The organism is Winogradskyella sp. (genome assembly GCF_025210595.1).
In the GTDB taxonomy this organism is placed as follows: domain Bacteria; phylum Bacteroidota; class Bacteroidia; order Flavobacteriales; family Flavobacteriaceae; genus Winogradskyella.
This window is the reverse complement of sequence record NZ_JAOARH010000015.1, coordinates 1-17,104: the sequence shown is the minus strand read 5'-3', so window position 1 is coordinate 17,104 and position 17,104 is coordinate 1. Positions and strand designations below refer to the sequence as shown.

17 protein-coding genes are annotated in these 17,104 nt (G+C 32.2%); 9 read left to right on the top strand and 8 right to left on the bottom strand.

What is annotated here, in order from left to right; all coding sequences use genetic code 11:
* Positions 1 to 187 precede the first annotated feature (187 nt).
* Positions 188 to 652 (top strand): T9SS type A sorting domain-containing protein, encoded by a 465-nt coding sequence (locus tag N4A42_RS01290; RefSeq protein ID WP_294068807.1) that lies wholly within the window; start codon positions 188 to 190, stop codon positions 650 to 652.
* A gap of 3 nt (positions 653 to 655) precedes the next feature.
* Entirely contained in the window at positions 656 to 1,705 is a 1,050-nt protein-coding gene (locus N4A42_RS01285; protein WP_294068805.1) for a hypothetical protein, read from the top strand.
* Between the two features lie 62 nt (positions 1,706 to 1,767).
* Here N4A42_RS01285 and N4A42_RS01280 read toward each other — a convergent pair whose 3' ends face one another.
* Together N4A42_RS01280 and N4A42_RS01275 are read right to left on the bottom strand one after the other, a co-directional pair.
* Positions 1,768 to 2,307, bottom strand: a complete 540-nt coding sequence (locus tag N4A42_RS01280) for a YciI family protein (RefSeq protein ID WP_294068803.1) — start codon at positions 2,305 to 2,307, stop codon at positions 1,768 to 1,770.
* The gene (locus N4A42_RS01275) at positions 2,307 to 2,780 is read right to left on the bottom strand and encodes a CYTH domain-containing protein (protein WP_294068802.1); all 474 of its coding nucleotides are present in this window, start codon (positions 2,778 to 2,780) and stop codon (positions 2,307 to 2,309) included. The genes N4A42_RS01280 and N4A42_RS01275 overlap by 1 nt, the downstream gene beginning before the upstream one ends.
* 40 nt (positions 2,781 to 2,820) lie before the next feature.
* Here N4A42_RS01275 and dinB point away from each other — a divergent pair, with 40 nt between their 5' ends.
* Both dinB and N4A42_RS01265 read left to right on the top strand, forming a co-directional pair.
* Positions 2,821 to 3,933: a DNA polymerase IV gene (gene dinB / locus N4A42_RS01270; RefSeq protein WP_294068800.1), complete on the top strand. Its 1,113-nt coding sequence runs from the start codon at positions 2,821 to 2,823 to the stop codon at positions 3,931 to 3,933.
* A gap of 40 nt (positions 3,934 to 3,973) precedes the next feature.
* Positions 3,974 to 4,969: a hypothetical protein gene (locus tag N4A42_RS01265; RefSeq protein ID WP_294068798.1), complete on the top strand. Its 996-nt coding sequence runs from the start codon at positions 3,974 to 3,976 to the stop codon at positions 4,967 to 4,969.
* On the opposite strand, the gene pyk is transcribed toward N4A42_RS01265, so the two are convergent.
* The 5 genes from pyk to N4A42_RS01240 form a co-directional block, all read right to left on the bottom strand.
* On the bottom strand, positions 4,941 to 6,383 hold the full coding sequence (gene pyk, locus N4A42_RS01260; protein ID WP_294068796.1) for a pyruvate kinase: 1,443 nt from the start codon (positions 6,381 to 6,383) through the stop codon (positions 4,941 to 4,943). The two genes, N4A42_RS01265 and pyk, sit on opposite strands and share 29 nt — an antisense overlap.
* Position 6,384: 1 nt before the next feature.
* Positions 6,385 to 6,861: an IPExxxVDY family protein gene (locus tag N4A42_RS01255; protein ID WP_294068794.1), complete on the bottom strand. Its 477-nt coding sequence runs from the start codon at positions 6,859 to 6,861 to the stop codon at positions 6,385 to 6,387.
* A 111-nt stretch (positions 6,862 to 6,972) separates the two neighbouring features.
* Positions 6,973 to 7,716 carry a ribonuclease III gene (gene rnc, locus N4A42_RS01250; protein WP_294068792.1) on the bottom strand — a complete coding sequence of 248 codons (744 nt, stop codon included), beginning with the start codon at positions 7,714 to 7,716 and terminating at the stop codon, positions 6,973 to 6,975.
* A gap of 7 nt (positions 7,717 to 7,723) precedes the next feature.
* Complete coding sequence (fabF, locus tag N4A42_RS01245; protein ID WP_294068790.1) at positions 7,724 to 8,974, bottom strand: beta-ketoacyl-ACP synthase II; 1,251 nt, start codon at positions 8,972 to 8,974, stop codon at positions 7,724 to 7,726.
* A 12-nt stretch (positions 8,975 to 8,986) separates the two neighbouring features.
* Positions 8,987 to 9,220, bottom strand: a complete 234-nt coding sequence (locus N4A42_RS01240; RefSeq protein ID WP_008269813.1) for an acyl carrier protein — start codon at positions 9,218 to 9,220, stop codon at positions 8,987 to 8,989.
* Between the two features lie 183 nt (positions 9,221 to 9,403).
* On the opposite strand from N4A42_RS01240, the gene purN reads away from it, so the two are divergent.
* The 4 genes from purN (at position 9,404) to N4A42_RS01220 (ending at position 13,818) form a co-directional block, all read left to right on the top strand.
* The gene (gene purN / locus N4A42_RS01235) at positions 9,404 to 9,973 is read left to right on the top strand and encodes a phosphoribosylglycinamide formyltransferase (RefSeq protein ID WP_294068756.1); all 570 of its coding nucleotides are present in this window, start codon (positions 9,404 to 9,406) and stop codon (positions 9,971 to 9,973) included.
* A 48-nt stretch (positions 9,974 to 10,021) separates the two neighbouring features.
* On the top strand, positions 10,022 to 10,663 hold the full coding sequence (locus N4A42_RS01230; RefSeq protein ID WP_294068754.1) for a ribonuclease H family protein: 642 nt from the start codon (positions 10,022 to 10,024) through the stop codon (positions 10,661 to 10,663).
* Between the two features lie 226 nt (positions 10,664 to 10,889).
* Positions 10,890 to 11,816 (top strand): PfkB family carbohydrate kinase, encoded by a 927-nt coding sequence (locus N4A42_RS01225; RefSeq protein ID WP_294068752.1) that lies wholly within the window; start codon positions 10,890 to 10,892, stop codon positions 11,814 to 11,816.
* A gap of 103 nt (positions 11,817 to 11,919) precedes the next feature.
* Positions 11,920 to 13,818, top strand: coding sequence for an amidophosphoribosyltransferase (locus N4A42_RS01220; RefSeq protein WP_294068750.1), 1,899 nt, complete (start codon positions 11,920 to 11,922; stop codon positions 13,816 to 13,818).
* A 509-nt stretch (positions 13,819 to 14,327) separates the two neighbouring features.
* Here N4A42_RS01220 and N4A42_RS01215 read toward each other — a convergent pair.
* The gene (locus N4A42_RS01215) at positions 14,328 to 14,936 is read right to left on the bottom strand and encodes a superoxide dismutase (protein WP_294068748.1); all 609 of its coding nucleotides are present in this window, start codon (positions 14,934 to 14,936) and stop codon (positions 14,328 to 14,330) included.
* A gap of 113 nt (positions 14,937 to 15,049) precedes the next feature.
* Here N4A42_RS01215 and N4A42_RS01210 point away from each other — a divergent pair.
* A partial coding sequence (locus tag N4A42_RS01210; RefSeq protein WP_294068746.1) for an exodeoxyribonuclease V subunit beta occupies positions 15,050 to 17,104 on the top strand: 2,055 nt, incomplete at its 3' end.

Below are 17,104 nucleotides of genomic sequence, written 5' to 3'. Positions count from 1 at the left end.
TTGTACAGATGAACAACACCAACAAAATAGACGCTCTGAATTTATTATCGTTAGTGGCGGTCCACAAACTCAAAAATAATATATTATAACATAGTTGCTTTTTAATAGCCTATCATTTGTTAAAATGATAGGCTTTTTTATAGAATATACTTACATTTAAAATTGCATTGATTTATACCATTTATTTATGAAAAAAATTCTTCTATGTTTTGCTATAATGGGTTTTACTTTTCAACTTTCTGCACAAGAAAATGTACTCTCAGCTGGTAACGAAAGTGAATCTTCTAATGGAAAAGTTACTTATTCAGTAGGTCTGATACATTTTAAAGAAGCCACAGGAACTGGCGGAAGTTCTTCTACCGGAACTCAAATACCTTTTGAAGTTTCTGAAGTCTTAAAAGTTGAAGCCTTTAAAAATTTGGTTACAAAAGTGTTCCCTAATCCTACAGATAATTTTTTAAACATTCATCTCAATTCAGTTGATAATCTAGAATATCAACTAATTGATTTATCTGGAAGAAAAGTTACTTCAGGAGAATTAAACAAACTTGAATCTAAAATTGAACTTTCATCTTTAGAAACTTCAATTTATATTTTAAACATTATGAAAAACAATTCTATTATCTCATCTTATAAAATATCAAAAAAATAATCTATGAAAAATCTATACTTAGCAACTCTTTTATTTTTTATCACTTTTATTTCGTTTGCTCAAGCACCTGAATTAATGAGTTATCAAGCTTTAGTTCGTAATGCAAATGGTGATCTTATACAAGACACTTCTGTAGGTATAAGAATAAGTATATTACAAGACTCTGAAACAGGTACAGTTGTTTATACCGAAACACATACTGTTAATACTAATGAAAATGGATTAGTAACATTATCTATAGGTTCTGGAACAACGACGGATGACTTTTCTACTATTGATTGGGGAAGCGGCACATATTATATAAAATCTGAAACCGACCCAACAGGTGGCACTAACTATACTATTGCAGGAACTAGTCAATTGTTAAGTGTGCCATATGCACTTTATGCTAAAAGTACAGGAAATACAAATGCAATAACTTTAACTTCGCCAGATGGCACAGAATACGAGCTTTCTGTAAATGATAATGGTGAATTATCTCTACCTACTTCTAATAACAGTTCTAGTTCTCCATCTCAGCTTTATCTTTATGGAAGTTTTAATAATTGGGATGCCACAAGTGCTTTAGCTTTTGGAAATAATGTAGCTCCATATCAAGATTTTATAGGTGTTAAATATTTTACTGCTGGTACAGAAATTAAATTTCTCGCAGCTCAAAACGAAAACCTAGTATATGGAGGCAACAGTGGATTAGATGGAAATTTATTAGAAAATGGAAATGCTATAATAATACCTAATGATGGTTTGTATACTATACAAGTTTATGATAATGGTCAGTACTTTATTCAATCAATTAATGTGAGTTTCTATGGAAATCAAACCATGAGCTATAATTCTACATTAGACACCTTTTTTTTACAAACAACATCGTGGAGTAACGGTATTAATCGATTTATAATTGGTTTTAATGATTTTGGTGATAATTTAGCAGATGGCTCTATAGAACCTAATGGCGCACCTATTACAATTCCAAATACATGGAATGGTGCTCTAATTCAGCTTCAAATAAATTTCAACTCATCTGGAAATTATACGTTAACACAAACAAATTAATTTAAATTTCCAGCATCTAAATTTAATAAAAACGCTCTGAAAGAATCAGAGCGTTTTTTATTTTACCTTAATGGAAATCCCTTAGCTGCCCACCATGGATGAATTTCTATCACCAACCGACCAGCTTTTACCATTGGGTCAGCATTTGCTAAACTATCTGCCATTTTTAACGTAGGTACATTATAAATGGTAATGCCTCTAATCTCTCCATCATCACCAAAAGGACCAGAAATATCAGCATAGCCAAGTTCATACATTTTACCTAAATGAGCTAAGTGCTCACTTTGTAACCTATTAGATTCTTCTTCATTTTGATTTCGAATTGGACCACTCTTTAAGAATGCAATAAAATATTGTTGCATAAGTGTTGTGTCCTTTGTTTTTTCATCAACGTAATCAAAAACCTGATATCCTTTATTGACTAGATCAGCCTTTATTTTTGCAATAGATTTACCCTCTAAAGCATTTGTTTTTTCTACAGGTGCTTTTTTTTCAATTTCTTTTTCTATCACTGTATCTGTTTCTTTATTTTCAGTTTTAGCATCATTTTTACATGATACTATACAAAAAACCAGTAGCAGTGCTATAAGTGTGTTTTTCATTATTTCCAATATTTATAGGGTTGTTTGCTTAATTGCGAATTATAATATTTTACATCTCCTGTAACTTCTTTTCCTAACCAATTTGGCTTTTCAAAAAACTCATTTTCAGATTGCAGTTCAATTTCAGCAATAATTAATCCTTCATTTTCACCGAAAAATTCATCAATTTCAAAAATATGATTGCCATGTTTTACCTCATATCGTGTTTTGTCAATAATACCTTCTTCACATAATTTTAAAAGATTTTCAGCTTCTTCTGTAGAAATATTCTTTTCCCACTCAAAACGGGTTAACCCATCTTCCGAAGATTTACCCTTAACAGTAATAAAACCATTATCCTTTTTTAACCTTACTCGTACTGTCCTGTCTTTATGACTATTTAAAAAGCCTTGTTTTATAGCATAGCTACGAAATGCTTCATCCTTAAAAGTATTTGAATTAACTAAAAATTTACGCTCTATTTCTACAGTCATATGTTATAATTAAAAAGCATTTAATGCTTAAATTTACATTATGCTTAACGATTTACCAATAAGAAAAATAATTCATGTAGATATGGATGCATTTTATGCCTCTGTTGCCCAAATGGATAATCCTGAACTTAGAGGTAAACCTATTGCAGTAGGAGGTGGTGGAAAACGTGGTGTAATTAGTGCTGCTAGTTACGAAGCACGAAAATTTGGTGTAAAAAGTGCTATGTCTGGTCGTTTAGCAGAAAAACTTTGCCCAGATCTTATTTTTGTACGTTCAGATTTTAAACGCTATTCAGAAATCTCTAAACGAATACGGAAAATTTTTTATGATTATACAGATTTAGTAGAGCCCCTTTCGTTGGATGAAGCTTATTTAGATGTTACAGAAAACAAAATAGGCTTGCCTAGCGCAACTTTAATTGCTCAGAAGATAAGAGCGCGGATTTTTGATGAAATTGGTTTAACGGCTTCCGCAGGCATCTCTATCAACAAGTTTATTGCTAAGGTTGCAAGTGATTATAACAAACCTAATGGACAAAAAACGGTAAACCCTGAAGATGTACTTAAATTTTTAGAGGACTTAGACATAAGAAAGTTCTATGGTGTTGGTAAGGTTACGGCAGAAAAAATGTATCAAAAAGGAATTTTTACTGGCAAGGATTTAAAATCTAAAAGCATTGAATATCTAGATGAAAACTTTGGCAAATCTGGTCGTTATTATTACTATGTAGTGCGTGGCATTCATAACAGCGAAGTAAAACCTAATCGTGTTAGAAAATCTCTTGCTGCTGAGCGTACTTTTAGCGAAAACTTATCTTCTGAAATTTTTATGCTCGAAAAACTAGATCATATTGCTGAAGAAGTTTCTAAGCGTTTAAATACTAGCAAAGTTGCTGGAAAAACCATAACACTTAAAATTAAGTATAGTGACTTTACACTACAAACTCGAAGCAAAACTTTACCCTACTTTATTAACGATAAAGCAATAATAATAGACACTGCTAAAGATTTATTATACCAAGATAAATTGAATAATTCTGTACGGCTTTTAGGAATTTCTTTATCTAACTTAAACACAGATAAATCTAATGTTACCAAAACTTCAACTAATGAAAAAAAATCTGTTAGTGTACAGTTAAAGTTCGATTTTTAATTTATTAAGTTTATATGCCTAAACTAACAATCAAAAAAAAATGAAATTCTACCACCTCATCCTCGTTTTACTTTTAATTGTATCTATTTCTTCTTGCAAAAAAAATGAAGTTAAGAAAACAGAAATCACTCAATCAGAAATAAAAACAGAACAAAAAGATGGCGTACAGCCATTTGCAGAACACATCTTTTCTCAATATACTAATGTAAGAGATTTTACAATGAGTACTGATAAAAATGAAGCTTATTTTACACTGCAAAGTCCTGCAAGAGAGCTTTCTGTCATTATGATGATGAAAAAGAAAAACAACATCTGGCAAAAACCACAAATTAGTAGTTTTTCAGGACAATACAGTGACTTAGAGCCCTTTTTGTCACCAGATAATTTAAAACTCTATTTTGTGTCTAATAGACCCATTTTTAAAGATAGTACTAACACAAAGGATATGGATATTTGGTATGTAGAACGCCAAACAAAAAACAGCATTTGGTCAGAACCAAAAAATATTGGAGCACCTATAAATACAGAAGGTGATGAATTTTATCCTTCAGTTGCTAATAATGGTAATTTGTACTATACCACCATTATAAAAGAATTGAAATCTGAAGATGACATTTTTATGAGTAAATGGGAGAATAATACATATTCAGAACCTATAATTTTAGGAGAAGGCATAAATACTAAAGGTGCAGAATACAATGCCTTTATTGCACCAGATGAATCTTACTTAATTTTTGGTGGTTGGCGACGACTAGATGGCTTAGGTTCTGGTGATATGTACATTAGCAAAAACATAAATGGAGAATGGTCTACTGCCGAAAATCTTGGCAATAAGATCAACTCTAAACACATGGAATTCTGTCCTTTTGTACTTAATGAAACGCTTTACTTTACAAGCAGAAGAAGTAATGTACAACAAAAAGAAAATGGCTTTTCTAATACTGAAGAATTACTTTCTGAAATTAATAAATACGATAATGGTGCTAGTAGAATATATAGTGTTGATGTTAAAAACTACAGCTCTCAATCTCAGTAACACGCAGCGTATTTACCATACCTCTTTCTTTTATTGGCATTGCAGCTAAACTAATAAGCATATCACCTACTTCTAAATACCCTTTTTTACAAGCAATAGCATTTACGTCTTCTATGGTTTCGTCTGTACTTACAAATCTATCGTAATAAAATGCTTCAACACCCCAAAGTAAACTCAATTGTGTTAAAATACGCTTGTTAGATGTAAACACTAAAATATGAGATTGTGGTCTCCATGCCGAAATTTGAAACGCTGTATAGCCACTATTCGTCAATGTTGAAATTGCCTTTGCATTTATTTCATTAGCCATATTAGCCGCATGATAACAAATAGATTTAGTAACATAACGCTTGGTACGAATATGAGGTGGAGATTGTGGTACTTCTATTAATGGTGAATCTTCTACACTTTTAATAATATTTGCCATTTGACGAATAACCTGAACAGGATATTGACCTACCGAAGTTTCACCAGAAAGCATAACAGCATCTGCTCCATCCATAACTGAATTAGCAACGTCATTTACTTCAGCACGTGTTGGAGTTAGACTAGTAATCATAGTTTCCATCATTTGCGTTGCAATAATTACAGGAATCCTAGCACGCTTAGCTCTTAATACCAATTTCTTTTGAATAAGAGGAACTTCTTCTGCAGGAATTTCTACTCCTAAATCTCCACGAGCCACCATTAATCCATCACAATAAGCCACAATCTTATCAATATTTTCAACAGCTTCGGGCTTTTCTATCTTAGCAATTATTGGAATTTTTTGGTCACTGTGCTCTTTAATTAATTCTTCTAACTGCATTAAATCTTCAGCATGTCTAACAAAAGATAAAGCTATCCAATCTACTTTAAGTCCAATAGCAAAAATGGCGTCTTCTATATCTTTTTCAGTTAATGCTGGTTGCGATATATTGGTGTTTGGAAGGTTAACACCTTTCTTAGATTTTAACGGTCCGCCTTGTATAACCTTAGCTTTCACCTCTCTTTTTCCGTCAGTTGAAACGACTTCAAAAATCAGTTTTCCGTCATCTAACAAAATACGTTCTCCAGGTTTTGCGTCTTGTGGAAACTTATCATAGGTCATATATACACGCTCCTTAGTGCCTACAAATCGTTCGCCTGTAGCAAAAATAATTTCATCACCTTCACTAACAACAACCTCTCCCTTCATTGTGCCAACTCTTAGTTTAGGCCCTTGCAAATCTGCCAATATTGCGGCATTGTACCCAAACTCTTCATTGAGTTCTCTTATCATATTTATACGCTCCTTAACATCTTCGTAATTGGCGTGCGAAAAATTAATTCTAAATACATTGGCACCTTCATCGAGCATTGCTTTTAAAACGCCTTTATTACTCGTTGCTGGTCCTAATGTTGCTACTATTTTTGTTTTTTTATTTGACATCAATTCAAAAAATTAAATGGTCTCTTGATTTTAATTGAGAGGGATTAACTGAAAAACTTGTTATAACCTGAGGAATATTCAATATTTTACTTAAAATGAGTTTTTCATTTATATTCTGTATCTCATCAGAAATCTTGATAAAATAATCTACTCTCTTATATTCTGGAACTAAATTATAAGTTTTTAAAACTTTTTCACTAGTCTGAAACAATCCTTTACTATATAAACTTTCTTCTTCTTTTTTACAAACATTAGATACCATATTCCAGGTAACGTATTGTGAGGCATTATTCCATTCAAAAATACTATAAGAAGATTTTAAATATTCAAAGTCAAGATCTTCAGATTTCCGTTTTAGATTTAACCCTAAACTCTCATTAAGTAAATAAGCTAAACGATAATCTTCTAAACCACAATGTATAGCAATTAGTATGTAGCTATCATCATAAAAATCATCGACCAGAAGTTTGTGTAAAGCCATACTGTTATAACTTTGAGCGGTAAATATAGTACAATATTAGGTTGATAATGTCAACTTTTGGTTAATCTTAACCCTTAAACTTTACGAAAACGTTATAGTATTAGAGAATAACTAGATAAGTTTAGTTATTTGCTTTTGAAATGCAAAAAATGCTCTTTTAGAAGCTTTTTCTTCTGCTTTCTTCTTTGAAGTTGCTCTTGCTTTAGAAACCACCTTGTTATTTATACTTAGCTTAACAGAAAAATGTTTTAATTCATCATTACCTGTATCTTCGTAAACATCATAGTCAAAGGTGTTTTTCTCTTTTTGACACCATTCTATAAGCAAACTCTTGTAGCTAATAACTTTACCTTCTAAAGTTTCTATATCTACATGCGGATTAATAACTCGCTTATACAAGAATTTTTCACAGGTTTTGTAACCTTTGTCTAAATAGATAGCGCCTACTAAAGCTTCAAAAAGATTACCATGAATGTTATTGCCAAAATTAGATTTAGGAATTCTACTTTGTACCAAATCTATAAGATTAAGTTCTCTACCAAGCTCGTTAAGATGCTCTCTACTTACAACTTTAGAACGCATTTTGGTAAGATAACCTTCATCACCATGTGGCACCTGCTCATAGAGATAAGCTGCTATAACAGAACTTATCATAGCATCACCTACAAATTCTAATCGTTCATAATTAATAGGATTACCTTTGTTATCCTTAATGTTCATAGAACGATGCGTAAAAGCCTTAATATAAAGATTTTCGGTTTTAGGCTTAAAACCAAGAATTTCTTTTAATTGTAAAAAAAAATTCCCGTCTTCTCCAGCACGGGAATTTTTTAATATGTTACGAATGAAACCCATTCGGGATTTAATCTATTTTTTTAAATAATACACAAGCGTTATGACCGCCAAATCCAAATGTATTACTCATCGCGACTTTAATGTCTCTTTTCTGAGCTTTATTGAGCGTTAAATTTAATTCTGGATCTATGTTTTCATCAACCGTTTCGTGGTTAATTGTTGGAGGAATAATTCCGTGTTCTAGAGCTAGAATTGAAGCAATTGCTTCAATGGCTCCTGCAGCACCCAACAAATGCCCAGTCATAGATTTGGTAGAATTAATATTTAAGTTTTTAGCGTGGCTGCCAAATACTTCTGATATAGCTTTTAATTCGGCAACATCACCTAAAGGTGTAGATGTTCCGTGTGTATTAATATGATCTACATCTTCGGGATTTAAACCAGCATTTTCTAAACAATTTTTCATTACCGCTACAACACCTTTTCCGTCAGGATGTGGTGCTGTCATATGATAAGCATCAGAAGATAAGCCTCCTCCAATAACCTCAGCATAAATTTTTGCTCCTCTTGCTTTAGCATGCTCGTATTCTTCAAGAATAATAGCACCTGCACCTTCGCCTAATACAAAACCATCTCGATTTGCATCAAATGGTCTTGAAGCCGTTTCAGGACTATCATTTCTAGTACTCATAGCATGCATAGCGTTAAATCCGCCCATACCAGCAATGGTAACGGCTGCTTCACTTCCACCTGTAATAATTACATCACAATGTCCTAAACGTATAGTGTTTAAAGCATCTATCATGGAATTAGCAGAAGAGGCACAAGCTGATACTGTTGTATAGTTTGGTCCCATAAACCCATGTTTAATGGATATGTTTCCTGGAGCTATATCAGCAATCATTTTAGGAATGAATCGTGGACTAAATCGTGGTGTTCCGTCTCCTGCAGCGTAGTTTAACACTTCTTCTTGAAATGTCTCTAAACCACCAATACCAGCACCCCAAATTACTCCAACTCTATATTTGTTTATCGCCTCAAGATCTAGCTTTGAATCTGCGATGGCCTCATCTGATGCCACCATTGCATATTGCGAAAACTTATCCATTTGACGTGCTAACTTTCTATCAATAAAGTCAGTTACATTAAAATTTTTTACTTCACAAGCGAATTGTGTTTTGAATTTTTCGGCATCAAAATGTGTTATAGGAGCCGCACCACTCTTGCCATTGACAAGGCCATTCCAATATTCATCTTTGGTATTGCCAATTGGTGTAAGTGCACCTATACCAGTAACTACTACTCGCTTTAATTCCATAAAAATAAAGTCTTATTTTGCTTCTTCTATGTAAGAGATAGCTTGACCAACTGTTGCAATGTTTTCAGCTTGATCGTCTGGGATTTGAATATCAAATTCTTTTTCAAATTCCATGATTAACTCTACAGTATCTAATGAATCTGCACCTAAGTCGTTAGTGAAGCTTGCTTCAGTTACAACTTCGTTTTCATCAACACCTAATTTGTCTACGATAATCGCTTTTACTCTTGATGCAATGTCTGACATAATCTTTTAATTTTAAGTTTTAATTAGACCGCAAAAATAAAAAACTTTATTTTAAAAATCATCTTTACAAATAAAATGTGCTTGTAAATGTAAAAAAATAATGGAAGTCTTTTTGTTTTGCGTCTAATTGTAAATTATTATTCTTTTTTTTGTTTCTCAATAACCACACACTTATATCTGTATATGAAACGTATTGTAATTTTTGCGTCCGGCTCTGGATCTAATGCTGAAAATCTTATTAGTTTTTTTCACAACAGTGATACCGCATCGGTTACTCAAGTTTTGACTAACAATCCTCATGCCAAAGTCCTAGATAGATGCAAAAGACTCAAAATTAGCGCATTATCATTTAACAGAAATGCATTTACAAAATCTAATGATGTTCTTAACATTCTAAAGGCATCAGAACCAGATCTAATTATTTTAGCTGGTTTTCTGTGGAAATTCCCTGAGTTTATTCTTAATGAATTTAATAATAAAGTGATTAATATTCATCCTGCATTGTTACCAAAATATGGAGGAAAAGGCATGTATGGTATGCATGTGCATGAAGCTGTAGTTGCAAATAAAGAATCTGAAACAGGCATTACAATACATTATGTAAACGAAAATTACGATGAAGGAGCTATTATTTTTCAGACAAAATGCAAGGTTTTACCTACAGATTCTGCTAAAAATGTGGCACATAAAATTCATAAGTTAGAGATGGAGCATTTTCCGAAGGTTGTTGAAAAATTGTTAAAAGATCATTAACTGAAGCATTAATAATGAGATCCTAAAACAAGTTCAGGATGACAAAATATGTCTAAGAGAAAAAGAAAATATTACACTGTTTGGAAAGGTCACAATACTGGAGTTTTTGAATCTTGGGACGATTGTAAAGCACAGATTAAAGATTTTAAAGGCGCACAATACAAGTCATTTTCTACATTTGAAGCCGCAAAAAAAGCTTATAAAGACAACCCAAAAGATCATATAGGTAAATCTAAAACTTTTAAAAGTGAACTTTCTGAAGAACAACTCAAAAAAATAGGGCAACCCAACCTTAATTCCATTTGCGTAGATGCTGCAGTTAGTGGCAATCCTGGTAAAATGGAATATCGTGGTGTTGACCCTAAAACTAAAAAACAATTGTTTATTCAAGGCCCTTTTGAAGAAGGCACCAATAACATTGGTGAGTTTTTAGCTATTGTACATGGTTTAGCGTTTTTAAAACAACATAATAGTAATAGAATTATATACACAGACTCTAAAACAGCTATGAGTTGGGTACGTAAAAAAACATGCAATTCAAAATTAGAACGCACTAATAAAAATAAGGACTTATTTGAATTGGTTGATCGTGCCATAAAATGGCTAAAAACCAACAACTATACTACAACAATTGTAAAATGGGAAACCAAGGCTTGGGGAGAAATACCAGCTGATTTTGGCAGGAAATAATTATAAGTGTCTTGTTATTAAAATATTGCTTTTAAAATCCAGGTTTCAAGTTTTAGTCAATACTAATTTCTTACTTTTTCGGAAGTCTAATCGTGCTTCATCACTAAAATCAATTTATTCTAATGTCTCACGATATGCTAAATTAACACAATAGTTAAGGTTAATGCGTAGAATTTTAAAAGGAATATATTTTATGTACTTTTGCACCAAAATTCAAACATAAGTAATGGGTAAATTAGTGATTGTTGGTACTGTAGCTTTTGATGCTATTGAAACACCTTTTGGCAAAACTGACAAAATCCTTGGTGGCGCTGGCACTTTTATTGGATTAGCGGCTTCAAATTTTAATGTAGATGCTTCTGTTGTTTCTATTGTAGGTGGTGATTTTCCTCAAGAGCATTTAGACTTAATGTCTAATAAAAACATTGATGTTTCTGGCATTGAGATTGTAAAAGAAGGCAAAACATTTTTTTGGAGCGGTAGGTACCACAATGACATGAATTCTAGAGATACTTTAGTAACTGAGCTAAATGTACTGGCAGATTTTGAGCCCAAAGTTCCAGAAGCATATAAAGATGCCGAGGTAGTTATGCTAGGAAACTTACATCCATTAACACAAATGAGTGTTTTAAATCAAATGACAGCCAAACCTAAAATGGTAATTTTAGACACCATGAACTTTTGGATGGATTGTGCCTTAGAAGATTTACATAATACAATAAAACATGTAGATGTTATAACTATAAATGATGAAGAAGCAAGACAATTAACAGGAGAATATTCATTGGTTGTTGCAGCTAGAAAAATCCATAAAATGGGACCAAAATATGTTGTGATAAAGAAAGGCGAGCATGGAGCATTATTGTTTCATGATGATAATGTATTCTACGCACCAGCGCTACCATTAGAGGAAGTCTTTGACCCTACAGGTGCAGGCGACACTTTTGCAGGTGGTTTTGCTGGGTATTTAGCAAAAACTAAAGATTACTCTTTTGAGAACTTAAAGACAGCTGTAATTTACGGCTCTACACTAGCATCTTTTTGTGTAGAAAAATTTGGCACAGAACAAATGCAAAATCTAACAGCAAAAGAAATACATAAACGATTAGACCAATTTAAAAGTCTAACGCAATTTGATATAGAACTAACTTAAACCCAACGCGCTCAAAAACGAGTGCGTTTTTTAGTCCTAAACCTTCAGGCTAAACCAGTCGAAGTTTATTAAAGGACCCTCTAAAAATTAATAGACAGAAATCATGAGTGATGCTTTAAAACACGAGTGCGGTATTGCACTTATTAGACTTTTAAAACCATTAGAATATTACAAAGAGAAATATGGCACTGCATTTTATGGCGTAAATAAAATGTATTTAATGATGGAAAAGCAGCACAATCGCGGACAAGATGGTGCAGGATTGGCAAGTATAAAATTAGATACCTCTCCAGGTGAGAGATATATTAGTAGAGTACGTTCTATTGCTCAACAACCTATACAAGATATTTTTTCTCAGATTAATGAGCGTATCAACAAAGAAATGACGCAAAATCCAGAGTATAAAGATAATGTTGCGTTACAGAAAAAAAACATCCCTTACATAGGTGAATTGTTATTAGGTCATGTACGTTATGGTACTTTTGGTAAAAACAGCGTAGAAAGTGTTCATCCTTTTTTAAGACAAAACAACTGGATGCACAGAAACTTAATTGTTGCAGGTAATTTTAACATGACTAATGTTAACGAACTCTTTAATAATTTAGTAGACATTGGTCAGCATCCAAAAGAAAAAGCAGACACTATTACTGTAATGGAGAAAATAGGTCATTTTTTAGATGATGCAGTAAGTAAAATATATAAAGATTTAAAAAAAGAAGGCTATAGTAAAAGTGAATGTTCACCATTAATTGCTGAGCGACTTAAAGTTGGTAAAATCCTAAAACGTGCAGCAAAAAATTGGGATGGAGGCTACGCTATGGCTGGTTTATTAGGTCATGGAGACTCTTTTGTACTTAGAGATCCTGCAGGTATTAGACCAACTTATTATTATAAAGATGACGAAGTCGTTGTTGTCGCTTCTGAACGACCTGTAATTCAAACTGTATTTAATGTAGCTTTTGAAGATGTACAAGAGTTAGATCCTGGTCATGCAATCATCACAAAAAAATCTGGTGTTACAGAAATTAAAAAAATTCTTGAACCCTTAGAAAGAAAAGCTTGTTCTTTTGAGCGTATTTATTTTTCTAGAGGTAGTGACGCAGAGATTTATAATGAACGAAAAGAACTTGGTAGATTATTAATGCCAAAAGTGCTTAAAGCAATAGATAACGACACAGAAAACACAGTTTTCTCTTTTATACCAAATACCGCTGAGACTTCGTTCTTTGGAATGATTGACACTGTTGAAGAACATTTAAATCATAAGAAAACACAAGCTATTCTTAAAGGACAAAGAGGTTTATCTGCTCAAAAGGTAGAGGAAATATTGGCTGAAAGACCAAGAATTGAGAAAATTGCAATTAAAGACGTTAAACTTAGAACCTTTATTACAGAAGATAGTAGTAGAGATGATTTAGTTGCTCACGTATACGATGTTACTTATGGTGTTATAAAGCCTACAGATAATTTAGTAATAATAGACGATAGTATTGTTAGAGGAACAACACTAAAGAAAAGTATTATTAAAATGATGGATAGGCTTAATCCTAAGAAAATTATTGTAGTATCGTCTGCACCACAAATCCGTTATCCAGATTGTTATGGCATTGATATGGCAAATCTTGAAAGCTTAGTAGCCTTTAGGGCTGCTTTAGAATTATTGAAGGATAACAATCAATATCACATAGTAGAAGAAGTTTATCAAAAATGCTTAAAGCAGATTAACCTAAAGGATAAAAAGGTGGTAAACTACGTTAAAGAAATTTATAACAACTTCACTGATGAACAAATATCTGACAAGATATCTGAGTTATTGAGTGACGATTCTGTTAATGCTGAAGTAAAAATAATTTTCCAACCAGTAGAAAACTTACATAAAGCTTGTCCAAAGAATTTAGGCGATTGGTATTTTACAGGCAATTATCCTACAGCTGGCGGAAACAGAGTAGTTAACAGAGCATTTATAAATTTCTACGAAGGAAATAAAGAGCGTGCTTACTAAAATATTAGCCTAAAATAGCTTTTAATCCGAAAAAATATGCTTTTCACCCTATAAAAATGCATTTCATCCAATATATGTATTGTTTTAACAAATAACATTTACATTGGTATCACCATAACATAAGTAGGTTAAGTTCATGGTAGATTTGGGGCAAAAAAAGGTGAACATTGTTCACCTTTTTTTATACAACTAATTAAAGTATTGCTTTAAGTAGTTGTATTAATTTAAGCATCATTTTAGTACTTAATCATATTCAATTACAGTAGTTTCCACGCTTAGACTAATATATAGGTCGTTTATCCAAAAAATTTAACAGTTAAATTAATGTCAACTTATATTTGACTCACCATAACATAAGTAGGTTAAGTTTATGGTAGATTTGGGGCAAAAAAGGTGAACTCTCTGTTCACCTTTTTTCATTTCCACCTACGAAAGCAGATGTTTCTATTTTGAAGAAAAAAAATCCAAACCTAAGGTTTGGATTTCATATTTATATTAGTTTTCACAGCTTATTTAGCCTCAGCGTAACGACGCTCAACTTCATTCCAGTTGATTACTTTAAAAAATGCATCAATATAATCTGGCCTTCTATTTTGGTAATTTAAATAATAAGCATGTTCCCATACATCTAAACCTAAAATTGGTGTACCACCACAACCTACGCTTGGCATCATAGGATTATCTTGATTTGGTGTTGAACATACTTCTACTTTTCCTCCTTTATGCACACATAACCAAGCCCAACCAGAGCCAAATTGTGTTGCAGCCGCTTTAGAAAACGCTTCAATAAAAGCATCCTTAGAGCCAAACTCAGCTTCAATAGCATCTTTAAGTTCGCCAGATAAATATCCTCTGTCTTCAGGATTCATTACATCCCAAAATAATGAGTGGTTGTAAAATCCACCTCCATTATTTCTTACTCCAGCATTATTCATATCTAAATTTGTTAAAATATCTTCGATAGATTTTCCTTCTAAATCGGTTCCTTCTATTGCAGCATTTAATTTACTAGTATACCCATTATGATGTTTAGAATGGTGTATTTCCATTGTACGTGCATCAATATGTGGTTCTAAAGCATCATATGCATATTTTAATTTTGGTAATTCAAAAGCCATAATGTTTGTGTTTTTTAGTGTTATTATTTCGATTTTAACAAATTTACAATTTTGAAAATAAGAAGTACCAAATAAATTATTAAGATTCCCTATTTTGGTATAAAATTTATCTTTTGCAGAATTCTTCTTTTAAAATATATAACGCATCGGCTGGCAGTGGCAAAACATTTACACTAGCAAAATCATATATAAAAATATTGGTTCAATCAAAAAACTACGATCAATTTAAGTTGATTTTAGCCATTACTTTTACCAATAAAGCTGTTGGAGAAATGAAAGAACGCATTATTGAAATGCTCAAACTGTTTTCTAAAGCGGAAAGTACTATTGAACCACATCCTATGTTTAGTGCAATTTGCACAGAATTGTCTATTTCACCAGAATACCTTCAAAATAAATCTAAAAAACTACTAAAGCATATAATGCATAATTATGGTGCATTTGATATTTCTACCATAGATGGTTTTACGCATAGAGTTATTAGAACTTTTGCTCATGACTTAAAATTACCTGTAAATTTTGAAGTAGAACTCGATCAGGAACGTTTACTTAATGAAGCCGTTGATAGTTTAATCTCTAAAGCTGGTAACGATAAAATACTAACCAACACCTTAGTTGACTTTGCTATTGAAAAAGCTGATGACGATAAAAGCTGGGATATAAGTTATGATTTTAATAAAATAGCAAAGTTATTAATAAGCGAGAACGACCTTTCTGCTATTAAAACATTAAAACACAAGACTCTTGACGACTTTAAAACTTTAAAGTCTCAATTAAAAAAAGATATTGCTTTAATAGAAAGTGACATTGTAAAAACCTCGACATCTATACTAACTTTAATAGATGAGTGTGGTTTACAACATGAAGATTTCAACAGAAAATCCCTTCCAAATCATTTTAAAAACTTAGAACAAAAACATTTTGGTGTAAACTTTAATTCGGCATGGCAAAATGATTTAATTGAAGGTAACACACTATACCCAAAACGTGTTACGGACACAATTGCCTCAACCATTAATAGCATTCAACCAAACCTATCTGAAGCTTTTACAAAAACTAAAGCTTTGGTTTTTGAGCTTAAGCTAAAAAAAGGTTTTTTTAAAAACATAACACCACTTTCGGTACTAAACGCTATACAACATGAGCTCAACCAGCTAAAAGAAGAGCAGAATAAATTGCTTATTTCTGAATTTAACAAGATTATAAGCAATGAAATAAAAGATCAGCCAACTCCTTTTATATATGAACGCTTAGGCGAAAAATTTAAGCACTATTTTATTGATGAGTTTCAAGATACCTCAAAAATGCAATGGGAAAACTTGGCGCCATTATTAGACAATATGCTTTCTACTTCTAACGGTTCTGCCATGTTGGTTGGAGATGCCAAGCAAGCTATTTACAGATGGCGTGGTGGTGAGGCTGAACAGTTTATTGATCTTTATAATAAATCGGCAAATCCGTTCCAGGCAGAAGCGGAAGTTTTATCCTTAGACACTAATTACAGGAGTGCAAGGGAAATCATCAATTTTAATAACGGTTTTTTTAAATATGTAAGTGATAACTATTTTAATGATGATCGTTATTCTGCGCTTTATGACAATTCAACACAAAAAATCAGCAAAGACCTTGAAGGTTACGTAAATATTGAGTTTTTAGATATTGCAAAAGAAGATAACCCTTATGATTTATATGCTGAAACTGTATTTAAAACCATTGAGAGTTGTCAAAAAAATGGCTATGGTTTAGATGATATCTGCGTTATAGTAAGAAAACGAAAAGAAGGCGTCGCTATAGCCAATTATCTTAGTGACAAAGGCATTAAAATTATGTCTTCTGAAACTTTATTATTAAAAAATTCTAATAAAGTTCACTTTATTGATTCGCTTTTAAAATTATTACTTCAGCCTAATGATAATACTCTAAAGATTGAAGTTTTAGCTTTTTTAACCGAACAACATGATATTGACGACAAACACATATTCTTTGATAAACATTTAAAGTTAAGTACAGATGAGATGTTTAAAAGTCTAGAAACCTTAAATATTTATATAGATAAGAATAAACTTTTAAGCTTACCTCTGTATGAGCTTGTAGAACAACTTATTAGAACATTCAATTTACACAACACGTCTGATGCTTATTTACAATTCTATCTGGATATTGTTTTG

Coding starts and splice junctions, on each gene's coding strand:
- N4A42_RS01290 (WP_294068807.1), top strand. CDS start 188: ATGAAAAAAATTCTTCTATGTTTTGCTATAATGGGTTTTACTTTTCAA.
- N4A42_RS01285 (WP_294068805.1), top strand. CDS start 656: ATGAAAAATCTATACTTAGCAACTCTTTTATTTTTTATCACTTTTATT.
- N4A42_RS01280 (WP_294068803.1), bottom strand. CDS start 2,307: ATGAAAAACACACTTATAGCACTGCTACTGGTTTTTTGTATAGTATCA.
- N4A42_RS01275 (WP_294068802.1), bottom strand. CDS start 2,780: ATGACTGTAGAAATAGAGCGTAAATTTTTAGTTAATTCAAATACTTTT.
- dinB (WP_294068800.1), top strand. CDS start 2,821: ATGCTTAACGATTTACCAATAAGAAAAATAATTCATGTAGATATGGAT.
- N4A42_RS01265 (WP_294068798.1), top strand. CDS start 3,974: ATGAAATTCTACCACCTCATCCTCGTTTTACTTTTAATTGTATCTATT.
- N4A42_RS01255 (WP_294068794.1), bottom strand. CDS start 6,861: ATGGCTTTACACAAACTTCTGGTCGATGATTTTTATGATGATAGCTAC.
- rnc (WP_294068792.1), bottom strand. CDS start 7,716: ATGGGTTTCATTCGTAACATATTAAAAAATTCCCGTGCTGGAGAAGAC.
- fabF (WP_294068790.1), bottom strand. CDS start 8,974: ATGGAATTAAAGCGAGTAGTAGTTACTGGTATAGGTGCACTTACACCA.
- N4A42_RS01240 (WP_008269813.1), bottom strand. CDS start 9,220: ATGTCAGACATTGCATCAAGAGTAAAAGCGATTATCGTAGACAAATTA.
- purN (WP_294068756.1), top strand. CDS start 9,404: ATGAAACGTATTGTAATTTTTGCGTCCGGCTCTGGATCTAATGCTGAA.
- N4A42_RS01230 (WP_294068754.1), top strand. CDS start 10,022: ATGTCTAAGAGAAAAAGAAAATATTACACTGTTTGGAAAGGTCACAAT.
- N4A42_RS01225 (WP_294068752.1), top strand. CDS start 10,890: ATGGGTAAATTAGTGATTGTTGGTACTGTAGCTTTTGATGCTATTGAA.
- N4A42_RS01220 (WP_294068750.1), top strand. CDS start 11,920: ATGAGTGATGCTTTAAAACACGAGTGCGGTATTGCACTTATTAGACTT.
- N4A42_RS01215 (WP_294068748.1), bottom strand. CDS start 14,936: ATGGCTTTTGAATTACCAAAATTAAAATATGCATATGATGCTTTAGAA.